Below are 24,039 nucleotides of genomic sequence, written 5' to 3' on the forward strand. Positions count from 1 at the left end.
TTTACGCCACCTTCCTTGCTGAGCCGGAATATCTCGGCTTAATATTTCCGTATTTACCGCTCCATAATGCAAACATGGTCCCAATTACGAGTATCGTCCCGCCAAACCAGATCCAGTTCACCATTGGATTCACCTTAGCCACAAAGGTAGCTCGTCCATCCTTCTCCCAGCTGCCCATCACCACATACAAATCTTCCCGCCAATTGCTGAGCAAACCTACTTCCGTTGATGGTTCATCCCAATTTCCATAAAAGACCTTCTCCGGTCTTAACATCCCTTGAGGCTTTCCATTCTTCATAATAGACAGCTCGGCATAAATCACGGAATTGATCCCTACTTTTCTTTCTTTAAGGTTTTCATATGTTAAGGTATAGTTTCCAATATTAAATGATTCCCCCAGCCCAACCGTTCTCATGGTCTGCTGATCGAAATTTTGCGAGCCGATAATCCCCAGAGCAATCATCGCAACTCCGAAATGCACGATATATCCCCCATATCTCCTTCGATTTCGTGTCATCAGATTATATAAAGCTTTCAGCACGCCTTCCCCGGACATTTGTCTTCTCGCCTTCACGCCGCGGTAAAATTCAATAAAGTGAGTGACCATCATAAAGCAAACAACGCCGTAAGCGATGATAGGATAAGCATTTCTTATTCCGATCGCCAACAAGATAACGCACACCGCCACGCTGAGCAAAGCGGGGACTAAGAAATTTTTCATAAGGTTCTTCATAGTGGATCTCTGCCAAGCAAGAAGCGGACAAACCCCCATTACGAAAATTAGGCTGAGTAATATAGGCGCCTGCACGGTGTTAAAGAACGGCGGACCGACTGTAACCTTAGTTCCACGTATCGCCTCCGAGACAAGCGGGAAAATGGTTCCCCAGAATACGGCGAAGGCCGCGACAGATAAAAGCAAATTATTAACAAGAAAGCTGCTTTCCTTCGAAATCAATGATTCAAACTGGCCAGCATCCCGAAGCATATGGTAACGACTCATGAGTACGTATAAGGAGAAGCAGACAGCAACGGCCAGAAACATAAAAAACCAGTTCCCTAAACTGGAATTGGCAAAAGCATGCACGGATGTCAGCACTCCGCTGCGTACCAAGAATGTGCCGAACAGCGTTAAAGCATAAGAAACAATAATCAATCCGACATTCCAGACCCTAAGCATATTTTTCCGTTCCTGTATCATGACGGAATGTAGTAATGCGGTAACGGTCAACCAAGGCATAAATAATGCATTTTCTACCGGATCCCAGGCCCAATATCCTCCCCATCCCAGCTCCATATACGACCATTGAGCGCCCAACAGATTTCCCAAGCTTAGAAACAACCAAGCGATTAATGTCCATCTTCTAGTCATCCGAAGCCAAAAGTCATCCATATTTTTCAAAATCATAGCCGCCATAGCGAATGCAAACGGAACCGTAAGCCCAACATATCCCAGATAAGTCATTACTGGATGGATCATCATTCCAGGGTTTTGCAGCTGCGGATTCAAGCCTCTACCCTCAATTGGAACATAATCCAGAAGTATAAATAGCTTTGAAACAAACGCCAGAATGAAAAAGAAGAACGCGGAATTAGCCGCCATAATGGAAGCGATATAGGGAACCATCGGATTGTTACGCATTTTCCGCGAATAAATCACTATCACGGTATACAAAGTCAAAAAAAACAACCAAAGCATTAATGAACCCGCGCTGCCTGCCCAAAGTGCAGAAAGCTTATAAACTAACGGCAGATCGCTGCTCGTATAATTACTAACTAATTGATATTGAAACTGACTGGTTCCAAGTAAATAAAACATGATGATCATGGCGAGAGCGGCCAAAATAAATACGGCAAGCAAACCTCTTTTACCGCTGTCGACCATTCTCTGATTCTGCTTTATGACTCCCAGAATCAATACAGCTATCGAATAAAGAGATAACGCCAATCCAAGGTATATGATTGTATTTCCTAGAAGGTACATTTGGCTTTCTCCTTCTTTTTATTAATCATTTGCCTACAGAAGACCGGTTTTGCAATTCATTATGGAACTCCGGATCATAATTATTCGGATCCCGTCCTTCGTATTTAGAAGGACATCTTGTTTTGACTCTGTCAGCTTCGAAAATCTCGCCTTCTCCGTATGTCCCCTCTACAATCGCAATAATTCCTTCTGTGAAATTATCCGGTTTTACACCGGAATGAACCACCTGAAGGATCTTGCCATCCTCATCTTTGATTTTAAAGCGAAGCTCAATCTTATCCGCATTCCATTCAACTGAATCGCCAATGATGTCGCCTTGAACCAAAAGATAATTATTTTGACTATATTTCGCAGGATCGGCTTGCAACTGCCCGATCGTTACTTCTACTCCGCTGGAGGCTGGTGCAGCTCCCAAAAGAAGGGACACAATCGCCACTATAATCAATGTCCCTCCCACAAGCACCTTCGTGTTTCTCTTCATTCCCCGCCCTCCAAGTCTTAGATTCTTAATTCAATTCCGCGCTCAACATCTCATCGAGCCTATTCATGTAGTCATCATCCTCTTGGCTCATGTGGCAGGAATAGCAGCGTTCGAGGTCTTCATCCTCCTTCACAGATCCGTCGGGGTTGAATACCCGGTATTCCCATTCCCCATTGCGCTTCTCGGGCGGATACTGGGCGCCCCAGCCGGTGCGCTTTTCCATCACGAAGAGTCTGTTAAGCTCTCCATCATCATAGATCTCGTAGGTGATCACGGTGCCGCTCGGAACCGGCTGGCCGCTCTGTACAGCTTCAATCGCTTCCCGGCTCGTGTAGATCTCTCCGTGCATATTTCCTCGATCCACAGTCGTGTAAAGCACCCCCTCCTTGTAGTTTTCGGGGAATTGAACAAGCTCGGGACCAGAAGGTGATGGAATAGCGTCCCCATTCGATACTTCCGATGTACTTCCATCAGACGCGGCGGGCGGTTGAGCCTGCCGGGTGCTGTCAGGAGTAGCATCGTAGTTGCTCCCGCAAGCGGTAAGAGTGAGGCTCATCAACAATGCGAGCCCCGGCAACAATAGTTTTTTCATTGATTTCCTCCTCCAAGTCGTCATCATTTATTGCCGTCCAATTAAGACTTTTCTTTACTATAACCGAGAGTCTCTGTGAGCCTTAGCTTTTTCCTGCTTCTGAACAAATTTCAGAGCATAATGCGTCCCACAGATATAGATCCCCACGACAGACAGGTAATCAATTAAAAATCTTAAGGTCGATTCGTCCCAATAACCAAACGGATCATATATGATTAGCTTGGAACCCATATTTCTCTCGAAGGAAGTCTTCACTCCGTAGACAACAATCAACACCGCCAAGACACGCAACGCAATTGTGCGAATACGGCTCGCGCCGGTAATTCCCGTCATCCTTCGCATTGCATTGATGATCGTTCCCCAGGACATTCCTATATGGACAGCCATTAAGATAAATCCCCAATATGCAGTCTGAACATGTATCTGCCTGACAATCATGTCATCGTTTATCGGAATAAAGGCAAACATGTCCCGGGAAATCGGCACGGAACTTATCATCACCACAACCATCGATACAAGAAAAAGCAGATTGACCCCTATGCTAAAAATACGTCGGATATTGTATTTTCCAGTAATAATCGTCTTATACCACCGTCGATTTAAAATATTGTGGACAATAAACAATATAAACATGAAGACTCCAACCCATTCATGGACTGTATTTCCGGTAATATGATAAGCCATTGCCACAAGCATGAGAACTGTCATGACAAGGTCAACGACCAGCCTGATTAACAGATTTCGATTCAATAAGTTCTCCTCTTTCTAATTGATTTACTCACTTTACACATCAGGATAATTTGACGGTTTGCAAATGAAGTTAAGCCCCGGCAGCTGCCGGGGCTTATTGTAATCCTCCAGCACCACTATTCTTCAACAATGACTGTCGCTTCCATGGAAGGATGGAAGGAGCAAACATAGCTATAAGTGCCGGGTTGGTCAAATTTATAACTAAATGATGAACCTTGAACCATGTCTTCGCTCCTGAACAAGTCATTCACTTCATATACGTTGTGGGCTATGTCGTCATTATTTACCCATGTCACCGTTGTACCTTTCTTGACGCGCAGCTCCGGTGTATTGAACATGGCATTCTCATCAATAAGCACCGTTACTTCCGCCCTCGCATCGCCAACTGTATTACCACTTGTGTTGCCATTTGCGGCTCCACCTGAATTTCCGCCAGTACCTTCCTCTGCGCTTGTACCCGCAGGTGCAGGTGCTTGTTCTTGATATTTTGTTTCCGTCGGCTGTGCTTCTTCGTTAGAGCAAGCAACGGTAAGGCTGGCAATAAGAGCGACACTTGCAACAAATAATAAAACTTTTTTCATTTGATATCCTCCAAAAACTACGGTTTCGTTTGTTCTGTCAGACCATTTTATAAACCACGTTATCTCGATTATGATTCGCTCCGGGATTTATTTTGACTCGAATCTAATCCCTTATCTTTTAAATATTTGGAAAGGAGATCTGCGATTTCGAGATTGTTCAGATCGGAAAATGGAAAGTGCGTATTGCCGCGAATGCCAATTTCGGGCAAATGTACCACGGTGGCATCACCGCCATGGCGGTTCACGGTGTCTGCCCAAAGCTTCGCCATCGCCAGGCGTACACGCCAACCGTCTTCGCCCGGTTTATCCGAAGGTTGCTCCGGAATGTTGTCGCCATAATAGATGACAATCGGCATCTTTGTGAGCTTCATGAAATCTGACAGAGGTACGCTGGACGCCTCAAGCGTGCCAGCGGCACTAGGCATTGGAGCAGGCACTTCACCTTCCGGGAAAAGGAAACCGCTGCCTGGTTCATAGGAAACGATGGCGCGGACATTTTGGTTCTTAATTGCCGTCATCCATCCTGGGCCTCCACCTTGTGAGTGGGTGACGAGAATTCCCGGCCCGACTTTATTAAATAGCTCGGATACGGAGTCCGAAATTACACCGGCATCGAAAGGGCCCGTGTTGGGCGTCATTTGGCGATAGTACTGGTTCAATGCTTCCGGGTCGCGTGAGAACTGTACGCCTGGGAAGAATTCAGGCCAGTTGCCGATGCGAAACTGATTGAAAAATTGCTGTTCGTCGGGCGTAGCCGGAATTGTGCCTGGCACAGTGCTGCGTCCTGCTTGGCCGCGGCGTGGCTGGTCGATCAAGTAGGTCCCGTAGCCGCGCTGCAGGAAAATGTTTTTAAAGCCTTCGCGTCCGTCCGGCGTGGTTTCCCAGGTCCTCGAGGACTGCCCGGCGCCATGCAAGAATACGAGAGGTAGTTTTCGAGCGTTCACCGGGATCTGATAGGATACAGAAGCATGATCACCGTGAAGCGTCTGTCCGTCAGGAGTCATTTTGATGGGATCGAAGGTGCCAGGATTGCTGATTACTGTTCCGCCGACTGCGAAACTGCCTTGCTCTTGAATGACCAGCGGTTTCGTCTTGTCCATTTTGGCAGCCATTACACTCCCTGACACAATAAGGCTGGCTGAGAGCAGGAGTGCGGAGAAAAGCTTTAGATACTTCATATTCAATGAATCCTCCTAAATAAATGAATTTCTAAGATCATTTGTCCAACTGATGTGACTAACTCTTGAGATAAATGTCCTCTGTGAAACCATCGAGAACCGATGCCACTACACGATTCGCCTTCCTCCTTTGTCAAAAATAGCCTCTCGGCCTTCGCCGAGGAGATGGGACACTTCTTGCTGCGGTTGTTTAGATCAATAAAGGGCTCGATGTTTAATCACTTCTGGACGTGTGTTCTATTTTAAAAAACAACCCTAAACTAGTGGATGAAAAAATCTAAACAATTTCTAAATAAAGAAAAACCATTCGGCCCGTAAACAGAGCATGGTATTTCTTGTTTCTGTACGTGTTTTCCTATACTTTCTGAGCTACAGGTTTATTCGATAACCGGCACCCCAGACGGTTTCAATAATTCTCGGTTTAGAGGGATCTTCCTCGATTTTTTCCCGGATGCGATTGATGTGAACCGTAACGGTGGCGCTGTCACCGATATAATCATGCCCCCAAATCTTTTCAAAAAGCTGATCTTTGGAGAAAACGATATTCGGGTTCATGGCAAGGAATTTTAACAGTTCAAACTCCCGGTTAGGAAATTTTATTTCTTGTCCATCACGGTATACCTTCCAGCTGCGGGTCATTATCTTCAAGTTGCCAATGTGGATTGCGCTTTCTTCCGCGGTTCGAGAGTATGCATTGGTAAGACGATAATAACGGCTCAAATGAGACTTGACCCTGGCCACCAATTCCGCAGGGTCGAAAGGCTTTGCAATATAGTCATCCGCCCCCAAGCCAAGGCCGCGGATTTTATCAAAGGATTCCGTTTTGGCGGTCACCATTAGAATTGGAATTTCAGTCTGATCGCGAATTTCACGACAAATATCATAACCACTGCATCCAGGAAGCATAAGATCTAGAATCAATAGGTCATAGCTGCCATCCAAGACTGTTTTCACTACTTTGCTGCCATCTGCCACAATTTCCGTTTCAAAGCCACTGATCTCCAGGTAATCCTTTTGCAGCATGGCGATATCGGCATTGTCTTCTGCAATCAATATTTTCGTCATGCACTAACTCCTTTCATTAATGGCATAGTCATCGTAAATTTCAGCCCCTGATCGTTTTCAGCGATAACCGTTCCGCCTTGTGCCTCAATCAGATATTTCACGATATACAATCCGAGACCGCTTCCATCGCTGTTTATGCTGTTTCTTGATTCATCGCAGCGGTAAAACTGTCCAAAAAGGTGGGGAAGCTGGTCCGGCGTTACGCCTTTTCCGTTATCCGCAAAGCAAAGCACTTCATTTTCGTTTTCACGCTTAATCTTTACAGAGAGCTTTAACGGCTCTGCTCCTGCATATTTCAGTGCATTCTCCACGAGATTGGCCAGTATTTGCCTCATTTGCTCGGTATCAATCCTCACCGGATGACTACCGCCCGATATCTCAACGCGGATCGAAGCATCCTTCTGCTTCAAATCTTCCTGAATATCGAGAGCAAATTTCTGTATGAACTTACCCAGGTCTGTCTCTACCGGAAAGAACGGCAGATTACCGGTTTCCAGCTTAGAAAAATAGAATAATCTTTGCAGCAGCACGTCCATATCAGATGCTTTTTTGTAGGCAATGGAGAGATATTGCACTTGTTTTTCCGGCGTGTTCGCGATTCCGTCCTGCAGTCCCTTGATATATCCTTTGACAGAGGTGAGCGGCGTTCTCAAATCGTGGGAAATGCCGGAGATCATATCGGTACGGGCCTTTTCATAGGCGGCGTTTTTATCCTGTTCTTCTTTGAGATGAACCTGCATCTGATTGAAGGAGGAGCATACGGTTTCAAATTCATCCTCTCCTGTATACATGATCGGCGTTGATAAATCGCCTTCTTCAATGCGCTTGGCACTTTCTGTCAATTGATGGATGGGCGTCATGATGTGCTTGACAAGACGCTTGGTAAGCAGCTGGCTGAAAAGCAAAAGGGCAGCAATGGCGGCAAGTCCCACAAGCAGAAAGGTGAGCAAGAATATTTGGAAATCGCTCTGGTCTACGCCAAACAACTGATAATGATACTTGTAATTGACTGCAACCATATCATAGGTTTCATCTCCGACAGAGATGAGTTGTCCAATACTTGTCACGCCATCTCTAAAGAACACGTTTAGCTGATCGGCGCTCAAATTGAGCGTTTGCAGATAGGCTTTTATATCATCTTCTTGGTGCCGTATATTGCAGTAAACCAGTGAATTGTCTTGTGAGACACAAAGTCGATAGTTATATTCTGCCAAAAGGACACTAAGCTTCGACCAATCCCGAACGCTTCCTTGATGTTGCTTCAAAATAGACTCAACCATAAGAATGTTAGGGTCGAGCTGATTATTCTTGTTGGCTGCTTTAAAATACACATTAATCATACCGCCGCCAATTGAAAGCAATACCACCAATGACAGAAACACCATCAATGTATTAGAAATAAAAATTCTCTTTCCTAGTTTCATCACAGCACCCTCTAATAAATCTAAACCTAATAATAGCAGTTGATCATAAACTGCAAGATGAGATAATCTAAACAAATGCTAAACGACCTGTGGAGCATACATCGAGGATTGCTCCTTACAACTCTCTATTGCAGGCTACTCGGACCTAGTCTGTCCTGTGTCTACTTCCATTGCAGCAGGCGACTGGAGCATCATTTTAGTTTAACTTTCTTAGTCTTATTATGACTGGAATAAAACAGTGACCGTTATCCCATTTATCTCGAATGATTGCCTAATACTCTCTGCGCCACTGACACCGAAGACATAGATGCTCTATAATTGAACAATAATAATCTTTAGGTGAAACAAAAAAATCTCTAGGAGGGGCTTATGACTGAAGAAATACAAAACCAAAAAGCTGAACTCGCCTATTTGATTGATCGACATACGGGTCAAGACGGAGTTTTCGAAACAGCTGTCCCATCCTTATTTTTTATTCGCTTCTCAAATGTGACCGAGCCAGGGTATAGAGTATACAAGCCCTCATTCTGTTTCATTGCTCAAGGTTTGAAAGAAGTATGGCTGGCACAGGAGCGATTTGAGTATGGGCCTGCCGACTACCTCATATCCTCCATGAACTTGCCAGTGATCGGTAAGGTCATAAGAGCATCTGCCGACATTCCATATTTGAGTTTGAAACTTGAATTTACAGAGAACCAGATTTTAGAGGTACTAAACGATTCTGAATTTATTATATCCGCGCAAGAAAACGTAAAGCGGGCTTTATTCGTGGGCTGGATTGAGCAATCTTTATTAGATGCGACACTCCGACTAGCTCGTTTACTCGACAATCCTAAGGATATTCCTTATCTTGCTCCTATTTACACAAAAGAAGTTATATACAGACTTTTGCACGGGCAGTTCGGAGTTGCCCTAGCACAAATTGCATTAGAAGGAAGCAGCACTTACCGAATAAGGGATGGTATCAACCAAATCATAAAGAACTATGATAAGCCCTTGCGGGTAGATGAACTTGCGGAAATTGCCAACATGGGTATTTCCACTTTTCATCGACACTTTAAAGAGATAACCGCAATGAGTCCTATTCAGTTTCAAAAACAGCTTCGACTACAAGAAGCTCGGCGTCTATTAATAGCCGAGTCAGCTGACGCTGCTGACGTCGCATTCCGTGTTGGCTATGAAAGTGCTTCTCAGTTCAGCCGTGAATATGCCCGGATGTTCGGTTCACCACCTAAAGCAGACATTAAACATCTTAAGGAAAAATATGATCACAAACCGGAAACTACCGCATGGCCTGGATGATTGAGCTTCAACTCGTTAATGGCATAATCGACGTTATTTCATAATGAAAGTTGGTGACCGTCAAAAAGGATTTGTCCGACAGGGCGAATGTAAGCCGAGGGACGATTTATCTTCATTACATGGATAAATATGTCCTACTGGATACACTACCCATATTAACGAGCTCCGTGCAATTTGCGAATCAGCTGATGACCTAGATTATATAAGCGGTCGCTGGTCTGAACGGAATATTTTGAACAGAATTATTCGTTTTTTCAATTATGCTGGCGAGCAAAGGAGTTGTTTCTAATTTCCGCGATCGATTCCTTGATTTTCTTCTCGAAGAGTTTAAGGATGTTAACATAGCCAATAAAAAAAAGCCACGTTCTAAGACGTGGCCATAATGCTTAACTTCATAACATAAATGATCATTTTTAAAAATAATTATTATCTCTTCGCCTTATAAAACTCATGATAAAGCTTCATCAGCGCTCTTTTCTCTATCCTTGAAACATAACTCCGCGAAATGCCAAGCTCCTTCGCAATCTCCCGCTGCGTCCGCTCATCCCCGCCATGCTCCAGCCCAAAGCGGCCGATCACAACTTCTTTCTCGCGGTCATCGAGTATATCCAAGTTTTTATATATCTTCGATTTCTCAATCTTCAGTTGCACCTTATCGACAATATCATCGGCCTCCGTGCCGAGGATATCTATAAGCGTAATTTCATTGCCTTCTTTATCCGTGCCGATTGGGTCGTGAAGAGATACGTCTTTCCGGGTTTTCTTCAAGGAACGCAAATGCATTAGTATTTCGTTTTCGATACAACGAGCTGCAAACGTTGCGAGCTTCGTCCCTTTTCCGGTTTGGAAGCTTTCTATTGCCTTGATCAATCCAATCGTGCCGATCGAGATCAGATCCTCGAGATCTTCTCCCGTATTGTCGAATTTTTTTACTATGTGGGCCACTAATCGGAGATTATGCTCGATTAGCAGGTTCCGAGAGCGTGCGTTTCCCTCCGCCATTAGTTGAAGATGCTTCGTTTCCTCGTCCTCATGCAGCGGCTGAGGAAATGCATTATTTTTGACATACGATACAAGAAGTGACAGTTGCTTAATGAACAGTGCGATAGCTGCAAACAATCCCATGAACCGGACACCCCCAAGCTGAATTGCTGGATGCATTCGCTATTGCTCCAGCGCACAAGTAGCATAGTTCTACATTGTATGTGGGCAACGGCCTAGAAGTGCATGTACGGGGGTGAAGTATGCATGAAAACAGTTATTATTATGTTTTCAGTATGCCGGTATCATAAGCTTTGCAGATTGGCGAATGCCCGCCTCCTTAATAATTCAGGGTCATTGAGCCGATCGACCCAACTGAAATCGATAACCGATTGTCCTCCTAGCCGAACGGATGCATCATCCAAGGCAAGCTTAATCTCCAGTGATCCATTCGGCTTTAACGCGACATAAGCAATACCGTTATTCACTCGGTTGTTCATGAATACATTTACCTCATATACACCTTCCGCAGGCAGCGTATAATGGGCATGCACCCGCACACTCACGCTTACGCCGTACTTAGGATCACAGTCGGATGATTCAATTTGACCTCGGGTCATATAATAACAGCCTAAATAATCGGAAAGCCGCTTCACTTCGCCAAGCTGCAATAATTCCCGAATGACGGTGGAACTAATCTTCTGCCCATGGCTCTCCATCCGGGGAACGATATACGATTGAAACATACCGCTCCCGTCAGATTCAAGCGTCTCCGCATTCCCTGCTCCCATGGCACCGTAAGTAAAATCGAATCCGACCACTGCATGCTTGACGTTAAGGCGTAGCAAATAGCGTTCTACAAATTGACGCGGAGACAGGTTTGCAAAATCCATATCGAACTTGACCACATAAAAACGGTCTACTCCGAGCGCAGCCATAACGCTTTCTTTCAATTCCAGAGGCATCAGATATTTGACTTGCCCCTTCCCGAGTACTTCCCGGGGATGCGGGTAAAAGGTTAACACCGCTAACGGGAGATTATGACGCCGGGCGATTTCCTTGGCCATACCAATGACTCGCTGATGCCCAAGATGGACACCATCAAAGGAACCCAAGGCCATCACGCAAGGCTCTTTGACAAATGATAAGTAGGCAGCGGACTCGGATAAGTAGATGGTTTCCATACATTTAATCCTCTCTGGAGCTGCCTGCTATTCCAGCCAGGGCAGCCCGATCAATGTCTTTCCGATCCAATCGCGCAATATTTCGTTAGTCGGACCCATTATCGCTCCCGCACGGCCGTCACGCATGAACCGTTCGATGTTCCCGCGCAAGTAACCGCGGCCGCCGGAAATTTGCAGCGCTTTGTTGGTGACATCGATAACAATATCGGCAGCATGGGTTTTCAATTCCCACAATGGATACAAGCATGAATCCAGTGGTTCCCCCTTCGAGACTGACTCGTCCATCTTCTCAGCCACGCGATACAGCATGCTTCTTGCGCTATCGACAAGAATTTGTGCTTTGGCCATTTCATGACGGATCACTTGGTAGCTCGCTACCGATTTGCCGGTATCCGCATGAACCTTCTTCTTCGCCTGCTCAACCGCAGCGCTGATCGCGCCTTGCGCAATTCCCACCCAGCACGAGCTGGAACCGAGCAAGAAGAATGGATCTATGACTGTATCATTGTAAAAACCTGCTCCGCCTTCCTCGCCCAACCTGTTTCGGATTGGCACGAACACGTTCTTGTATTTCATAGGGCCGCTATTGTTTCCCCGAAGTCCTAACGCATCGAACGGGAACGCTTCAACGCCGTCCTGATCATTTTCCACAATCAAGAACATTAACGGATCGGCTTTCTTACTGTCAGGGGAGTTAGTTTCGACAATATACCAATCCGCCTCGCCGGCGCTGGTAACGAAGGATTTATCCGCATTAAGCATGTATCCTTCGCCAACCCGTGGCGCTTTGCTAATGACATTCCAGAAATGACTGCCTGTCGCCGGTTCACTAAAAGCAAGTCCGCCGATTTCACCGCGCACAACCTTCGGAATAAAACGCTGACGCTGTTCCTCCGTCCCTGCAGTAAAGAGCGTCTGAACGGCTGCCGTATGCATGACCCATACCATTGAAGTGGATGAACAATACTGCGCGAACGTTTCGGCCAGCACCGCAAATCCGGAACAACCCGCACCAAGCCCCCCATATTCCTTCGGGACAGTAACAGCGCCAAATCCGGCATCGGCAATCGCCTGCAAGCTTACTCGCGGATAGATGCCTTCCCTATCGGAAATGTCCGCATTCGGCCTTAGAACCTGCTCTCCGACAAGCTTCGCTTTCTCGCGCATCTCTTCAAACCCGGGTATACAGTTCCACCATGCCGGTACTCTCATCAATAAGCTGTCATCGATAACTTTGTCTACGGCCATAACTAATCTCTCCTTCACTCTTCTTGTTAGGTTTCTTACTTCTATTTTTTCACAGCTCTTTGTTTCGAGTAACATCTATCTACCATTTATCGGAATAATCAAATAATTTCGCTCATTCCGAGGGATTTGTGCTATTATTATGTGAGATTGCATAACACAAGGCTGCGAGAGGAGTGACTGTAAGTGGATTTGTCTCCTATCAGTCTGCGAAAGGTCTTATCCTTAATGGATGAAATTTCGTACGGTGAACCTGATGTAATGAAGTGGTTGTCTTCTTTTGAAAGCACATTCGGTTACTCTCAATCCGTATTCTGGTCATGCGACAAAAACCTCAGCATCACCTGTATCGGATCAAATAATATCGACAAACGTGCCATTGATGAATATGACCGTTATTATCACAGATTTGACGTGTTGGCGCCTAAAGTCGCTTATCCGCTGCTCAGAGAACGGCATGTCCTGAGATTGCTTGATCTCGTACCTGCCGATGCTTATGAAAAAAATCCGTACTATCATGAATATATGGCAAAATACATGCACCATCATTTAATGACGGTGTATCTGGTAAGCGGTCAACAGGTACTCGGTTTGATAGACTTTATAAGACCTAAGAAAGAACCGCCGTTCAGCGATCAAGAAGTCATGAATTTAGAGATTCTCGCCCGGTTTCTGTCGCAGCGGCTGGAATCTTACAAGCATGCCGTTCCTCTGACCGGAGAGCTTACTCAAGTTCCGCTGACTCCGAAGGAAAAAGAAGTGCTGGACTATGTCCGCAAGGGTTATTCCAACGATGAAATTTCTACGCATCTGCATATTAGCATCAACACGGTCAAAACCCATCTGCTAAACTTGTACCGCAAGACTGGCGTATCGAACCGAACGGAATTATCTTATAAGATCAATTCTTAAGTCCTTACACGGTGTCCAGCATGCATGATGATAACGATTCAAAAAAAAGAAACCTGAAAACCTAGCAGCGGTTTTCAGGTTTCTTTTCTGCTTTATTAGGTTAACTCGCTTGCGGGCTTTTTGGACAGGACAGGCTGCTCCAACTCGAAATGGGAGAGAATCGGATTCATCATTTCGCTTCGGCCTGCTTCAAACGTATTATAAGCGGATTCCCCGTGGTGACTGATGTCAAGCCCGACACTCTCTTCTAATGCCGTTGCGCGTAACGGTATAACCAACGAAATGAGCTTTAAGATTACTAATGTACCGATGGAAGCGATCAGAACAGCTGCTCCGATATCGATGATCTGGTGTATAAGCTGCATCGGATTGCCGTGAAGGAGCCCGTTATTTCCGGCGGCATTAACATCTTTGCTTGCGAAGATGCCTGTAGCGAGAGCACCCCATATACCGCCAATTCCATGTATACCGAATACATCAAGCACATCGTCATATTTGAATTTGGCTTTTAACGTATTCACCGCCCAGTAGCATACGATGCTGGCGCTTCCTCCGATAATCAAAGCAGAGAATACGGATACGTATCCGGCAGCCGGGGTAATGGCGACCAGTCCCGCAATGATTCCGGTTACTGTCCCGAATAGGGTCGGTTTCTTATGGATTACCCACTCCATAGCCCCCCATACAATGCCCCCTGCACAAGCGGCCAATTGCGTCGTAGCCAGTACATGTGAAGCTAAGCCGCCTGCAGCAAGCGCGCTGCCCCCGTTGAAGGCCATCCAACCAAACCACAGACACATACCGCCGATCATGAAGAAAACAAGATTGTGAGGAGGAGACGTCCGGTTCGGAAAACGATGTCGCGGGCCAATTATTATAGCCGCAACCAGCGCGCTTACACCGGCGAGAATATGTACGACAGTACCTCCGGCGAAATCAAGGCCTCCGATCTTGGAGAGCCATCCGCCTCCCCAGACCCAGTGGGCAAACGGGGCATATACGACCGTAACCCAAACCGCCGTAAAAACGACCCATGCCGAGAAACGAATGCGTTCCGCGACCGCGCCTGCAATCAGAGCGACTGTAATCGCGGCAAACAGCGCTTGGAAGAGAGCGAACAGAATATGAGGAACCGTCAGCGTCCCAAACGGCGATTGATCGACACCCTTAAAACCGAGGTAATCAAGCCCGCCAATCAGTCCTCCCAGATCAGTTCCGAAGGTGAGCGAATGTCCCCACAAGACCCACACTACAGAAATGATGATCATACTGCTTACGTTTAACATAATGACAGACAACACGTTTCGTTGACTAACCATACCGCCATAGAACAGTGCCAACCCCGGCAAAAACATGAAGATTACGATCGCAGTGGAGACAAGAAGCCAAGCCGTATCTCCGCTATCGATGACCGGTGCTTCGTCCGCCGCGAATACCGCAACGGGAAAACTGAACAATAAGCTGAAAAACAGGCCAACCTTGAACCCCCTCGAAAGTGTCGATCGATTCATGCAGATTCCTCCTAATTTAGAACTTTTCATCACCCATAGCCACTCCCGTCACTAATGTGTAATAAAACTTAACATTATAATGACATAATGACTGATCTTCTAAAAAGAGAGACTTCCCGAATTTCGGGAAGATGTTAAAATCACATGTTTGCGATATATTGACGCGTGGTCAAGCCGAGCCTGGTCGAAGGGGTAAGCATACCGATGGCGTTGGAAAGCGAGATTCGTCGATACGTTTCAATAACGCGGCCTTCGGTTAGCAGCGTCTGACGACTGGACTGCAATTGAGAGCGCACCGAATTGGTTAGACCTTGCGAACTGTTAATGGCGGCGAGAACGAAGCTTTCGGCAGCCGGACAGCTGCTGATGGCGATGTCGGCTTGTTTGGCACGTCCGGTAGGGGAATAAGCCACAGCGGTCATAATACGGCTTTCCGCGCTGCTGACCGTCTCTCTGAGGAAGGTCGCCACCTTTGGATCCAATTTTTCTTCGGGAACACCCGCATAAAGAGAAACGGTTTCTGCAGGCGTCATATCTTGAACTAGAAGACGGGTTATTCCGCGATCGTTAACAGCTTCCAGAATTTGCTCCGGTTCGTCAACAACGTCAACCTCCTTGTGGGGCGGCCAGATATCCATCCAATAGTGATCCATTTGCCGTTTGCCGACATGAAACACATAGAATTCGGGATAAATTCTCAGTTGGCCGGGCTTATTGCCGAGCCGCTCACGATGAAGGTCATAAAACCCTGCCATTGCAGCCATAATCAGCGCGCTTGCGCCAATACCTCCGCCAGGCTGACGCACGACGACACCAACGCGGTCATACCGGTCGAAGCCAGGAAAAATACTCTCCAAGGAAGCTGGTCGGCCGTCGACCGTGTAATTAAAATCGGTTGAGCGGATCATAGTGGTCGTGTGCATATCCAGACAGCTCCTTTGCTTCTTATAAACGGTAAAGATTGCGGTAACCGAGCTCCTTTGAGATGAGATTGGCATACTTCTTAGCATAAAAGCTATACTTCTCAATATTTTCGGGCGTAAACCGGATCGAAGGTCCTGCACAGTTCAACGAACCAATAACGGTATTATCGTAAGAGAAAATCGGAGCCCCAATACCCGTCGTACCCTCCGTAGCTTCACCTGAAGTCATCGCATAGCCCTGCTCTCGAATGTTCTCCAGCTCACAATCAATGAACTCGCGAGTCAGCGGTTTTAAGGATGGGATAGAAGACCAATCCACATCCCTCAAAATTCCCTCTCTTGTTTTTTGCGGCAGGTAAGCCAATATAACGCGGTTTGAAGCGCCGATGAACAGCGGCAGCCTTAAACCGATCGGTTCGGATATTTTTAGAATTTGGGGAGAGTCGATGCTGTCAATATAAACGCCATCCCTATTTTCCCGCGTGGCCAGATAAACGGTTTCTTTCGTTTTCTGAGACAACTCTTCCATGAAAGGCTTAGCGACTGACCGCAGCATGGAGCTATCCCACATTAGGAAACCGTACTTCATGACAGTCAATCCGAGCTTATACTTTCGGGTCTTGTTGTTTTGCGTCACAAAACCGTGCTCGGATAAAGAACTTAAGATCCGGTGGACGCTTTGTACCGGCATTTCGAGCTCTCTGCTGATCTCGGTGACACTTACCTCCTTTTCGTTTCCCTGCGGCACAAGCATGTCCAAAATATGGATCGCTTTTGTAATGACCGACATTAGCCCCACCCCATCATTATGTTAGTTTTAATTACGTAAAATTAATAAAAACCATAAGGATTTAAGAAATAAGATATTTAATGTTAGATTAAATAACACAACTACGTAAACTCATTATGGAATAATGAGATTTGACTGACAATCACCCGAACGGGTGATCTTTTACCTAAAATATATATGCATAACAAAGCAAAAAGCTGGCGCATTATTAAATGCCAGCTTTTCCGGTCACTAAAGCGAGATCGTCGTATATATTCCCATTCCTAGTACACCTATTGAAACCGCACTGCACAAATACGTGTGAGGCGTGCTGCATTTTCGTTTTTCCCATGCCAGCGCAAGCTGCCGTATCGCAAAATACATACTGACCAAGTTAATGACAAAGAGTGCCAGCATGAGCAGGCCCATACTAACCGAACCGTTCCCTGCAGTATTCTGATGATGCGAATGCATCTCTGCGGCGGCTCCAATCACCAAAGGGGCTGACAACCAATGAACAAGATGCAGGAAGAAGACTGCCAAGAGTGAAAGAAAAGACAAGGCCGAATATTTCGATTGCGGTCCCATGTACCGGAATTTTTGCAGCATCACGCTCACACTCCTTTCTACTTAGCTATTGCAGCCGTTCTCTTTGACCGCACTGCTGCAATGATTTCTCTTCTGTGACGGCGGAAGGTTGATCGCCGGGCTTTGGTTGAAGAAGCTTACCGGTTTCAACATGAAGCCGATGTAGGCTGCAGGCATGACAGGCCAATCTTCAGGACGCGGAACATGAGTATGACCCATCGTATACCAGACGACAATATCCGTATTATTGACAGGACGGTCCTGCTCCGCCCATGCCGATAAACCATCTCCGCCGATATGCTGATTCGGATATTTTCCGGAGGCGTACAGCTCATCTTCATTAAACGGCGTAACCCATAAATGATGCTTAATGAAACCGGCGCGTTTCAGCAGGCTGGAGTTTTCCGAGGCGAACGGAAAGCAATTTTCGCCGGTCACGATTTTATAACCGACCGATTGGCCCAATTCGTTCTTCACATTGTCATTTACAATCTTCCAATAACGTGCCGTCTCCAGCTTAATGTCGCGTTTGGCCTGCTCCTCCGTCTCAAGCAAAGTCGATTTTGCATAAAATGCGTTCTCTCGCGGATTACCTTCTCCAAGCTCCTCCGGCACCACGTTGATTTCATAGACGGAGTTCTCATTCCCGTCGATTTGCATATCCATACGCACATTGAAGAAGTGCTGGTGATTCGGAGCATACAGATCCGGGCCGACCAGGTTCCCGTATTTAGGCGTTTCTCCCGGATGCAGGCCGGCTGTGGACAGAATACCTGTCAGCTTAACTTCAAATTGAATGTTACCGTCTTGGTACAGGTACCAGAAGAAGCCATATTCGTAATTCGCAACCGTTGAGATGGATGATACAACCAATCGCCGCGAACGTCTTACTTCTACATCGTTGGTACGCCAATCCGTATGTTTCCAGAGAATACCGAAATCCTCCTCATGCATACAGATCGCGTTCTTAATGGTCATTAACCCGCCTCTACTGTTTGTCATGACGGCGTCGAAATATTTGATGTAGCCTACGCAATCACAACCAAGCTCCAGACTGTTGGCAAGCTGGCCGATACCGTACTCCCCGCTGTCAAACGCGTTTTTGCGGTTTTGTATCGGTCCCGGATCGCCATAAGGAACAACCATCTCAGACAGCGCAGCACGGTACAAGACCGGACGCTCATGCCCTTCATCGTTATACGACACCGTGTGAAGCGTTAACCCTTCCCTTGTGTTGAAGCCGATGCGGAACTTCCAGTTTTGCCATTCCACCTCATGACCGTTGACGGAGAAGCTCGGCCCTTCCGGCTGTGTAATTTCAACCGGCTTGATGCCGGTACGCAGCGCGCCTACGCGATCTTGTGAGTAATTGAATTCTTGCGACGGGATTTTCGTATATTCGTATTCTTCCACGCGCAAAACTTCCATTTTGTTCAGATCGACGATCGGAACGATAGGCAGCGGACGTGCGTAGCCGTTATCCTTCTCGTCACTTCGGAGAAAACAGAGCGGGCGCGCCAAGCGTAAGTCCGCATCCTCCTGCGTTCCCCAGTTGCCTGCTGACCACAGGTCAACCATGACGAGCTCCGGCGTCTCGATACCGAGTCGCTCCAGCGCTTCCAGAAAGCCTGGATCCTTCTTCACAGCGGCTTCGCATTCACTTTGCTCATCGAGCATGATGGTCGGCTGAACGCCAGGAATGTGCTGCCACGATACGACTTTCTGTCCGCTCAGAGATACAACGGCTTCATAGGTGGCATTATCTTTGTTATTTAGAATGACGATAAACGCTTCGCGATCGAAAGGCTTCGAGCCGTCAAAGCTCAAAACCGTTTCTTTCTTCGGCTCTTTCAACATGACCGATACAAACCGGTCAGCATCGCTCAGTTGTTTTTGTTCCTTCAAAATTTGTACAGCTGCCAATATTTCTTCTTTGCTCAGCGGCTCAAGCGGATGGTTTCCTAGCTTAATGGATATTTGCGCCATGTGATTTCCCTCGCTTTTTTATAAAGTGATGTTAACTTATGTGACAATAATAGCTTGGAAATTCCATTCCCCAAACTCTCATTTCCCGAATAACGGGAATGCCTTTCTTTTTTTAATCTATCGATGTCAGCTGAGGCACCATCAACACATGACTTATGCTGTTCATCCCAAAATTAGCTCTATTCCGCTTAAACTAACCAAGATGGCATAAATATAGCTAAAAACTAGCTCTATGGTGCGCCCGACCGCCTCAAACTGGCTTCAAACGCGCCCACATTGAGACATAGAGCTAGAAATTAGCTCTATTCCCCTTAAACTAACCAAGATGGCATAAATAGAGCTAGAAATTAGATCTATGGTGCGCCCGACCGCCTCAAACTGGCTTCAAACATGCCCACATTGAGACATAGAGCTAGAAATTAGCTCTATTCCCCTTAAACTAACCAAGATGGCATAAATAGAGCTAGAAATTAGATCTATGGAGCGCCCGACCGCCTCAAACTGGCTTCAAACGCGCCCACATTGAGACATAGAGCTAGAAATTAGCTCTATTCCATCTAAACTAACCAATATGACATAAATAGAGCTAGAAATTAGATCTATGATGCGCCCGCCCGGCCGCGCCTCAAACTGGCTTCAAACGAGCTGTTCATGAAGATAGTAATAAGCTTCACCATTAATATTTAAGCGGTTTCTCAAATAATGAGATTTCCCGGTTTGGCAGATTCCGTTGTTCAGAGATAATCTTCAAAAAGGAGGAATTTGAGCCTATGAAATTACTTACCATCATTATCCGTCCGGAAAAACTAAGCAGCGTAACCGCTGCGCTGCACGAGCTCGGAATCAACGGAATGACAATCAGCGACGTTCGCGGACAAGGGATTCAGAAAGGGGTCAAAACGCTTTATCGAGGCATAGAGTATCAGACTGATTTTATTAGTAAAAACAAAATCGAGACGGTCGTAAGCGACGAGCTCTGCAGGATTGCGCTGGATGCCGTCATGGATGCCGCCCGGACCGGACAAGTCGGCGACGGTAAAATCTTTGTCACTGAAGTATTGGATGTCGTCAGAATCCGAACCGGCGAGCATGGCAAGGATGCACTAGGCCAGTAAGCTAATAGAAAACGCGGTTATAGGTATAGACAAAAAAACAGCCCTGGCGTGGTTTCTATCCCGAACCGCCAAGGCTCTTCCTTCTGCTTCTTACAAATGAATCGAAACCCGCTCCGATCTTGCTCTTGATACGCAGGCAATCATGACATTACGCTTCTTTTTATCCTGCTCGGAGAGGAAGAAGTCCCGATGATCCACCTCTCCCTCCTCAACCTCCACCTCACAGCTTCCGCATCCGCCGATTTTACAGGAATACGGAGCTTCAATCCCTTTTTCCAGAAGCACTTCAAGCAGGCTTCGATCCTCCGGAACTTGAAGCGCTACCTTGCTTTTTGTTAACACGACCTCGAACGGATGACATGGACCGAGGTCCGGAGGCGTAAACAGCTCGTAATGAATGCTTGAATCCGGATACCCGTAGCTTAGCGCTGAATGCTTAAACTGGGTAATCATCCCTTCCGGACCGCAGAAATAAACATGCGATCCAACCGGCTGTTTCCACATAAGAATTGTTAACATCCGCTGCTGCTCACTTGAGAAGTAAAAATGCGCTTGCTTGCCGTACTCGGACTGTATAAAAGAATAAAATGGACAATATTCGGCTGAAGCAGCCGCATAGTGCAGCTCAAAGGATTTACCTGCCGCTTTCAAATCGGCCATCATGGCCATAAATGGGGTTATGCCGATGCCTGCCGCTATGAAGATGTGATGCTTAGCTTCAAAACTTATAGGCAAATGATTTTTTGGCTGACTGATTTCCATCTCGTCTCCGACCTTCACCCCAGTATGCCAAAATGTCGACCCTCCCCGCGAAGTTTCGCTGCGCCTGACAGCGATCCGATAGGAATCCGTATGCTTCGGATTGCCCGTGAGGGAATAATGCCGCTCCAACAATTGATGATTCGTTTGCAAATAAGTCGTAATATGCGCACCCGCCGAAAAACGCGGCAGCTCCCCTTCGACCGGAACAAGCTTGAAGCTTTTCACGAGCGGGGTCTCCTCCGCCGCTTCCGCAACCCTTACCTTGATATTGGAGTTATACATGCAAGCGACACTCCTTACTAATTGACCTTAACGTAACCCATGTACGCCTCCAGCCGTGGTGAATAATGATTGGAGATGACGAGCGGAATCCCGCATTGCATGCAAATCAGCTCACTCTGGGGCGGCTTATGCTGCATTCGGTAGCAGCGGGCACAGAAAACACGCTCATCCATCTTTCCGTAACCAAACCCTTGAATCTCCCTATTCGAGTACCCGATTTGCCTTGCAATATGCTTAATACGCGAGTATTCGGACCAATCGCAAAATGCCATAATCCGGGTTCCCACCGTTTGGGACTCTAAGATTTTGGCGATGCTTCGCTCCCCGCCCGCACGAATCGTATAGAGGGGAAAATCCATTCTTTTGACGTAACTTCTTAAAGCGCTTAAGGCTGCTTTGCCTGTTTGATGCATGCTGTAAACCTCCACTTGCCCGCCTAATCTTGCCAGCGCCAGCAGCACCGGAAACGAATGCAAAATACCGGAATCATCAATAAACAGCAGATGTTTGTTTCCTTCCAGCGAAACTTCACGGTCAGGCTCCTGCATACGAATCGTGCCGGATTTCGCATTCGTGATGATTCGCCTTTCATCATCCGAACATAATTGCAGGTTAATATACAGCTTTATTTTTTCGTTAAAGCCTGTACTAAGCTTGACAAGGGAAACCGGCATATAGAGCCAGCTCTCATTTATCCGAATGCCATTCGTTATCACTCCGGCCGGGGATAGTAGACTACCTTCTAGAACCTCGACATTAAATACATAATAGGATTTAAATAATGGTTCGCCCTGCAAGATTCCACATTTGATTTCCTCCATGCCTACTCCCCCTGACTCTGCCGGCTTTTCTATTAAATATGCTGTTTCATATATTCAATTAATAATGGTTTAAATGAAATAAATCCTTTATATTCAGCGATGGGGTCCGGCAGATCCTCGAGTACTTTACAAAACCGTTCCGCCCAAACCTTATTGTTGATCAACTGGTCAAACGGCAGCAGATGCGTATGAATGCTGAATAAAACGCCGTTGCTCCCTGGTATCCGGAACAGCCGCTGATCTTCAGTACGAAGATGCATGATCTCGCCCACATTGTTCAGGTTAAGCCCAAACCTCCCTGCTCCCCACTCCCCGAACGCTTCAGGCGAGGTATCCAGCCTCGGCCCGATATTTAGAGTCCAGTTAAGTCGTGTCCAAGGCTTGCCCGCTTCCATTCGCAGCAGAAACCCGCGAACCTTCTCCGCGAGCCCGCCGTCCGAGTATATGGGGACCGGGGAATGAAACTGCAAATAGGTCATACCAAGATCGAATGCAAGCGACCAATTTGCCGGAAAACACAACTGGCCTGCATCCATATACAAGTCGCCGTCTCTTTGCTGTAGGTAAATCAAATCTTCCTGAACATGACGTCCGATAAAATCGAGCGGTTCATACGGCAGAGTAGAGAGATCGCCGAAAACAAATGTACATTTTTCATTCAATAGCCGGTTGTAGAACGTCCACTGAGCCCCCTGTTTGTCCAGCTTAAAATACTCGCTGTGCACGGCCGCCAATTCGTTCATCAGCATGGCCATGATTTCCCATTGCGCCTCTATCGTATGCGGCAAGGCTTGAAAGGTGCGTTCAGGATAACGCTCAAGCAGCTTTCGTTTTTCCTTGATTTCTTCGAAATATTCCGGGGTTATATCCGTGCAAACCGGAGGAACCAATGCCCGCGAATTATTTGAATAACGGTACGAATCACCTTGAAAAGGAAATGGAAAACGTTCAAGCAAAGGGGCTGCTTTGATTTCCATCCGATGTAATGCCGCATTGTCCATCCAGACCTCTCCCTTCAATAGAAAAGAAGCTCCGTATATAAAAGAATGCCTGAGCGTTCTTGAATAATAGGAGCCATTTCAGTCAACGATCCTGATTTAACTTAAGTCTCAATCAGGCTTCGCCTACTTTACGCAGCCCGCAAAAAAATCCGATTCCGTAATCCGGGGAGTCGAACGTAATTTGACTGCCTTTTTCAAAGTAGAGCACATCGCCGGGCACCACTTTGGCGGTATAGCCCGTTTCATCCGTAATCGACATTTCTCCCTCAACAATAATTTTCATCTCATCGTAGTTGTACGTGTACGATAGGGGATTCGACTTTTCCAACCGGAAGAAACCGCTTGTAATCGTTTTTTCCGGATTGCTCGAACTGAGCACATCCGATAGAAACGCCTTCGTATCCGGTACGCCCATCGAAGCTAAATCCATTTTGATCGCTTTGTTTACAACCTTCATTGCCATAGTATTTCCTCCTCTTATTACGAAATTAGATATGAATGATTCTGATTCCATCATCACCCAAGCAGCATGATATTGAAACATCACCCTCCCGAATAACGGGATATATAAAATACTTCTATGATGCTCTGCCATGCGCATGCGC

General features: G+C 46.5%; 23 protein-coding genes. 3 read left to right on the forward strand and 20 right to left on the reverse strand.

Annotated features, from left to right (window positions below; all coding sequences use genetic code 11):
• Position 1 precedes the first annotated feature (1 nt).
• The 8 genes from AC0YNZ_RS22255 to AC0YNZ_RS22290 all read right to left on the reverse strand — a co-directional run bounded on the left by AC0YNZ_RS22255 (position 2) and on the right by AC0YNZ_RS22290 (position 8,127).
• The gene (locus AC0YNZ_RS22255) at positions 2–1,981 is read right to left on the reverse strand and encodes a heme lyase CcmF/NrfE family subunit (RefSeq protein ID WP_475828689.1); all 1,980 of its coding nucleotides are present in this window, start codon (positions 1,979–1,981) and stop codon (positions 2–4) included.
• A gap of 25 nt (positions 1,982–2,006) precedes the next feature.
• Entirely contained in the window at positions 2,007–2,462 is a 456-nt protein-coding gene (locus tag AC0YNZ_RS22260) for a cytochrome c maturation protein CcmE (protein ID WP_475828690.1), read from the reverse strand.
• Positions 2,463–2,487: 25 nt separating this feature from the next.
• Positions 2,488–3,054 (reverse strand): cytochrome P460 family protein, encoded by a 567-nt coding sequence (locus tag AC0YNZ_RS22265; RefSeq protein WP_475828691.1) that lies wholly within the window; start codon positions 3,052–3,054, stop codon positions 2,488–2,490.
• A gap of 57 nt (positions 3,055–3,111) precedes the next feature.
• Positions 3,112–3,804 carry a DUF4405 domain-containing protein gene (locus AC0YNZ_RS22270; RefSeq protein ID WP_475828692.1) on the reverse strand — a complete coding sequence of 231 codons (693 nt, stop codon included), beginning with the start codon at positions 3,802–3,804 and terminating at the stop codon, positions 3,112–3,114.
• A gap of 116 nt (positions 3,805–3,920) precedes the next feature.
• Positions 3,921–4,385, reverse strand: a complete 465-nt coding sequence (locus AC0YNZ_RS22275; protein ID WP_475828693.1) for a cupredoxin domain-containing protein — start codon at positions 4,383–4,385, stop codon at positions 3,921–3,923.
• Positions 4,386–4,453: 68 nt separating this feature from the next.
• The gene (locus tag AC0YNZ_RS22280; protein ID WP_475828694.1) at positions 4,454–5,563 is read right to left on the reverse strand and encodes an alpha/beta hydrolase; all 1,110 of its coding nucleotides are present in this window, start codon (positions 5,561–5,563) and stop codon (positions 4,454–4,456) included.
• Between the two features lie 369 nt (positions 5,564–5,932).
• Positions 5,933–6,628, reverse strand: coding sequence for a response regulator (locus tag AC0YNZ_RS22285; RefSeq protein WP_475828695.1), 696 nt, complete (start codon positions 6,626–6,628; stop codon positions 5,933–5,935).
• Positions 6,625–8,127 (reverse strand): HAMP domain-containing sensor histidine kinase, encoded by a 1,503-nt coding sequence (locus AC0YNZ_RS22290; protein WP_475828696.1) that lies wholly within the window; start codon positions 8,125–8,127, stop codon positions 6,625–6,627. The genes AC0YNZ_RS22285 and AC0YNZ_RS22290 overlap by 4 nt, the downstream gene beginning before the upstream one ends.
• A gap of 294 nt (positions 8,128–8,421) precedes the next feature.
• Here AC0YNZ_RS22290 and AC0YNZ_RS22295 point away from each other — a divergent pair, with 294 nt between their 5' ends.
• Positions 8,422–9,354, forward strand: coding sequence for an AraC family transcriptional regulator (locus tag AC0YNZ_RS22295; RefSeq protein ID WP_475828697.1), 933 nt, complete (start codon positions 8,422–8,424; stop codon positions 9,352–9,354).
• Between the two features lie 426 nt (positions 9,355–9,780).
• Here the strand turns inward: AC0YNZ_RS22295 and sigK are convergent, their stop codons facing one another.
• The 3 genes from sigK to AC0YNZ_RS22310 all read right to left on the reverse strand — a co-directional run bounded on the left by sigK (position 9,781) and on the right by AC0YNZ_RS22310 (position 12,767).
• Positions 9,781–10,479 carry an RNA polymerase sporulation sigma factor SigK gene (gene sigK, locus AC0YNZ_RS22300; RefSeq protein WP_475828741.1) on the reverse strand — a complete coding sequence of 233 codons (699 nt, stop codon included), beginning with the start codon at positions 10,477–10,479 and terminating at the stop codon, positions 9,781–9,783.
• Between the two features lie 161 nt (positions 10,480–10,640).
• The gene (locus AC0YNZ_RS22305) at positions 10,641–11,519 is read right to left on the reverse strand and encodes a bifunctional riboflavin kinase/FAD synthetase (protein ID WP_475828698.1); all 879 of its coding nucleotides are present in this window, start codon (positions 11,517–11,519) and stop codon (positions 10,641–10,643) included.
• A gap of 27 nt (positions 11,520–11,546) precedes the next feature.
• Positions 11,547–12,767: an acyl-CoA dehydrogenase family protein gene (locus tag AC0YNZ_RS22310; RefSeq protein WP_475828699.1), complete on the reverse strand. Its 1,221-nt coding sequence runs from the start codon at positions 12,765–12,767 to the stop codon at positions 11,547–11,549.
• A 183-nt stretch (positions 12,768–12,950) separates the two neighbouring features.
• Here AC0YNZ_RS22310 and AC0YNZ_RS22315 point away from each other — a divergent pair, with 183 nt between their 5' ends.
• Entirely contained in the window at positions 12,951–13,676 is a 726-nt protein-coding gene (locus AC0YNZ_RS22315; RefSeq protein WP_475828700.1) for a helix-turn-helix transcriptional regulator, read from the forward strand.
• A gap of 95 nt (positions 13,677–13,771) precedes the next feature.
• On the opposite strand, the gene AC0YNZ_RS22320 is transcribed toward AC0YNZ_RS22315, so the two are convergent.
• The 5 genes from AC0YNZ_RS22320 to AC0YNZ_RS22340 form a co-directional block, all read right to left on the reverse strand.
• On the reverse strand, positions 13,772–15,085 hold the full coding sequence (locus AC0YNZ_RS22320) for an ammonium transporter (RefSeq protein ID WP_475828742.1): 1,314 nt from the start codon (positions 15,083–15,085) through the stop codon (positions 13,772–13,774).
• A 242-nt stretch (positions 15,086–15,327) separates the two neighbouring features.
• Positions 15,328–16,110 carry a hypothetical protein gene (locus tag AC0YNZ_RS22325; RefSeq protein WP_475828701.1) on the reverse strand — a complete coding sequence of 261 codons (783 nt, stop codon included), beginning with the start codon at positions 16,108–16,110 and terminating at the stop codon, positions 15,328–15,330.
• A gap of 22 nt (positions 16,111–16,132) precedes the next feature.
• Positions 16,133–16,900: an IclR family transcriptional regulator gene (locus tag AC0YNZ_RS22330; RefSeq protein WP_475828702.1), complete on the reverse strand. Its 768-nt coding sequence runs from the start codon at positions 16,898–16,900 to the stop codon at positions 16,133–16,135.
• Positions 16,901–17,131: 231 nt separating this feature from the next.
• Positions 17,132–17,488, reverse strand: a complete 357-nt coding sequence (locus AC0YNZ_RS22335; protein ID WP_475828703.1) for a hypothetical protein — start codon at positions 17,486–17,488, stop codon at positions 17,132–17,134.
• Positions 17,489–17,509: 21 nt separating this feature from the next.
• Entirely contained in the window at positions 17,510–19,453 is a 1,944-nt protein-coding gene (locus tag AC0YNZ_RS22340; protein ID WP_475828704.1) for a primary-amine oxidase, read from the reverse strand.
• 770 nt (positions 19,454–20,223) lie between these two features.
• Between AC0YNZ_RS22340 and AC0YNZ_RS22345 the strand changes: the two genes are divergently transcribed.
• Positions 20,224–20,568, forward strand: a complete 345-nt coding sequence (locus tag AC0YNZ_RS22345; protein WP_475828705.1) for a P-II family nitrogen regulator — start codon at positions 20,224–20,226, stop codon at positions 20,566–20,568.
• Between the two features lie 90 nt (positions 20,569–20,658).
• On the opposite strand, the gene AC0YNZ_RS22350 is transcribed toward AC0YNZ_RS22345, so the two are convergent.
• The 4 genes from AC0YNZ_RS22350 to AC0YNZ_RS22365 form a co-directional block, all read right to left on the reverse strand.
• Positions 20,659–21,612 (reverse strand): PDR/VanB family oxidoreductase, encoded by a 954-nt coding sequence (locus AC0YNZ_RS22350; protein ID WP_475828706.1) that lies wholly within the window; start codon positions 21,610–21,612, stop codon positions 20,659–20,661.
• A 17-nt stretch (positions 21,613–21,629) separates the two neighbouring features.
• Positions 21,630–22,433, reverse strand: coding sequence for a dimethylamine monooxygenase subunit DmmA family protein (locus tag AC0YNZ_RS22355; protein WP_475828707.1), 804 nt, complete (start codon positions 22,431–22,433; stop codon positions 21,630–21,632).
• Between the two features lie 32 nt (positions 22,434–22,465).
• Complete coding sequence (locus AC0YNZ_RS22360; RefSeq protein WP_475828708.1) at positions 22,466–23,434, reverse strand: heme-dependent oxidative N-demethylase family protein; 969 nt, start codon at positions 23,432–23,434, stop codon at positions 22,466–22,468.
• A 112-nt stretch (positions 23,435–23,546) separates the two neighbouring features.
• On the reverse strand, positions 23,547–24,035 hold the full coding sequence (locus AC0YNZ_RS22365) for a cupin domain-containing protein (protein ID WP_475828709.1): 489 nt from the start codon (positions 24,033–24,035) through the stop codon (positions 23,547–23,549).
• Positions 24,036–24,039: the final 4 nt, after the last annotated feature.

The organism is Paenibacillus sp. J2L1-98 (assembly GCF_056269405.1).

Bases quoted from the DNA above. Each gene is read 5' to 3' on its own strand.
- AC0YNZ_RS22345 (WP_475828705.1), top strand. From the start codon at position 20,224: ATGAAATTACTTACCATCATTATCCGTCCGGAAAAACTAAGCAGCGTA.
- AC0YNZ_RS22350 (WP_475828706.1), bottom strand. From the start codon at position 21,612: ATGTATAACTCCAATATCAAGGTAAGGGTTGCGGAAGCGGCGGAGGAG.
- AC0YNZ_RS22340 (WP_475828704.1), bottom strand. From the start codon at position 19,453: ATGGCGCAAATATCCATTAAGCTAGGAAACCATCCGCTTGAGCCGCTG.
- AC0YNZ_RS22255 (WP_475828689.1), bottom strand. From the start codon at position 1,981: ATGTACCTTCTAGGAAATACAATCATATACCTTGGATTGGCGTTATCT.
- AC0YNZ_RS22310 (WP_475828699.1), bottom strand. From the start codon at position 12,767: ATGGCCGTAGACAAAGTTATCGATGACAGCTTATTGATGAGAGTACCG.
- AC0YNZ_RS22365 (WP_475828709.1), bottom strand. From the start codon at position 24,035: ATGCGCATGGCAGAGCATCATAGAAGTATTTTATATATCCCGTTATTC.
- AC0YNZ_RS22305 (WP_475828698.1), bottom strand. From the start codon at position 11,519: ATGGAAACCATCTACTTATCCGAGTCCGCTGCCTACTTATCATTTGTC.
- sigK (WP_475828741.1), bottom strand. From the start codon at position 10,479: ATGGGATTGTTTGCAGCTATCGCACTGTTCATTAAGCAACTGTCACTT.
- AC0YNZ_RS22360 (WP_475828708.1), bottom strand. From the start codon at position 23,434: ATGGACAATGCGGCATTACATCGGATGGAAATCAAAGCAGCCCCTTTG.
- AC0YNZ_RS22275 (WP_475828693.1), bottom strand. From the start codon at position 4,385: ATGAAAAAAGTTTTATTATTTGTTGCAAGTGTCGCTCTTATTGCCAGC.
- AC0YNZ_RS22295 (WP_475828697.1), top strand. From the start codon at position 8,422: ATGACTGAAGAAATACAAAACCAAAAAGCTGAACTCGCCTATTTGATT.
- AC0YNZ_RS22330 (WP_475828702.1), bottom strand. From the start codon at position 16,900: ATGTCGGTCATTACAAAAGCGATCCATATTTTGGACATGCTTGTGCCG.
- AC0YNZ_RS22280 (WP_475828694.1), bottom strand. From the start codon at position 5,563: ATGAAGTATCTAAAGCTTTTCTCCGCACTCCTGCTCTCAGCCAGCCTT.
- AC0YNZ_RS22260 (WP_475828690.1), bottom strand. From the start codon at position 2,462: ATGAAGAGAAACACGAAGGTGCTTGTGGGAGGGACATTGATTATAGTG.
- AC0YNZ_RS22355 (WP_475828707.1), bottom strand. From the start codon at position 22,433: ATGGAGGAAATCAAATGTGGAATCTTGCAGGGCGAACCATTATTTAAA.
- AC0YNZ_RS22325 (WP_475828701.1), bottom strand. From the start codon at position 16,110: ATGCACACGACCACTATGATCCGCTCAACCGATTTTAATTACACGGTC.
- AC0YNZ_RS22335 (WP_475828703.1), bottom strand. From the start codon at position 17,488: ATGCTGCAAAAATTCCGGTACATGGGACCGCAATCGAAATATTCGGCC.
- AC0YNZ_RS22285 (WP_475828695.1), bottom strand. From the start codon at position 6,628: ATGACGAAAATATTGATTGCAGAAGACAATGCCGATATCGCCATGCTG.
- AC0YNZ_RS22265 (WP_475828691.1), bottom strand. From the start codon at position 3,054: ATGAAAAAACTATTGTTGCCGGGGCTCGCATTGTTGATGAGCCTCACT.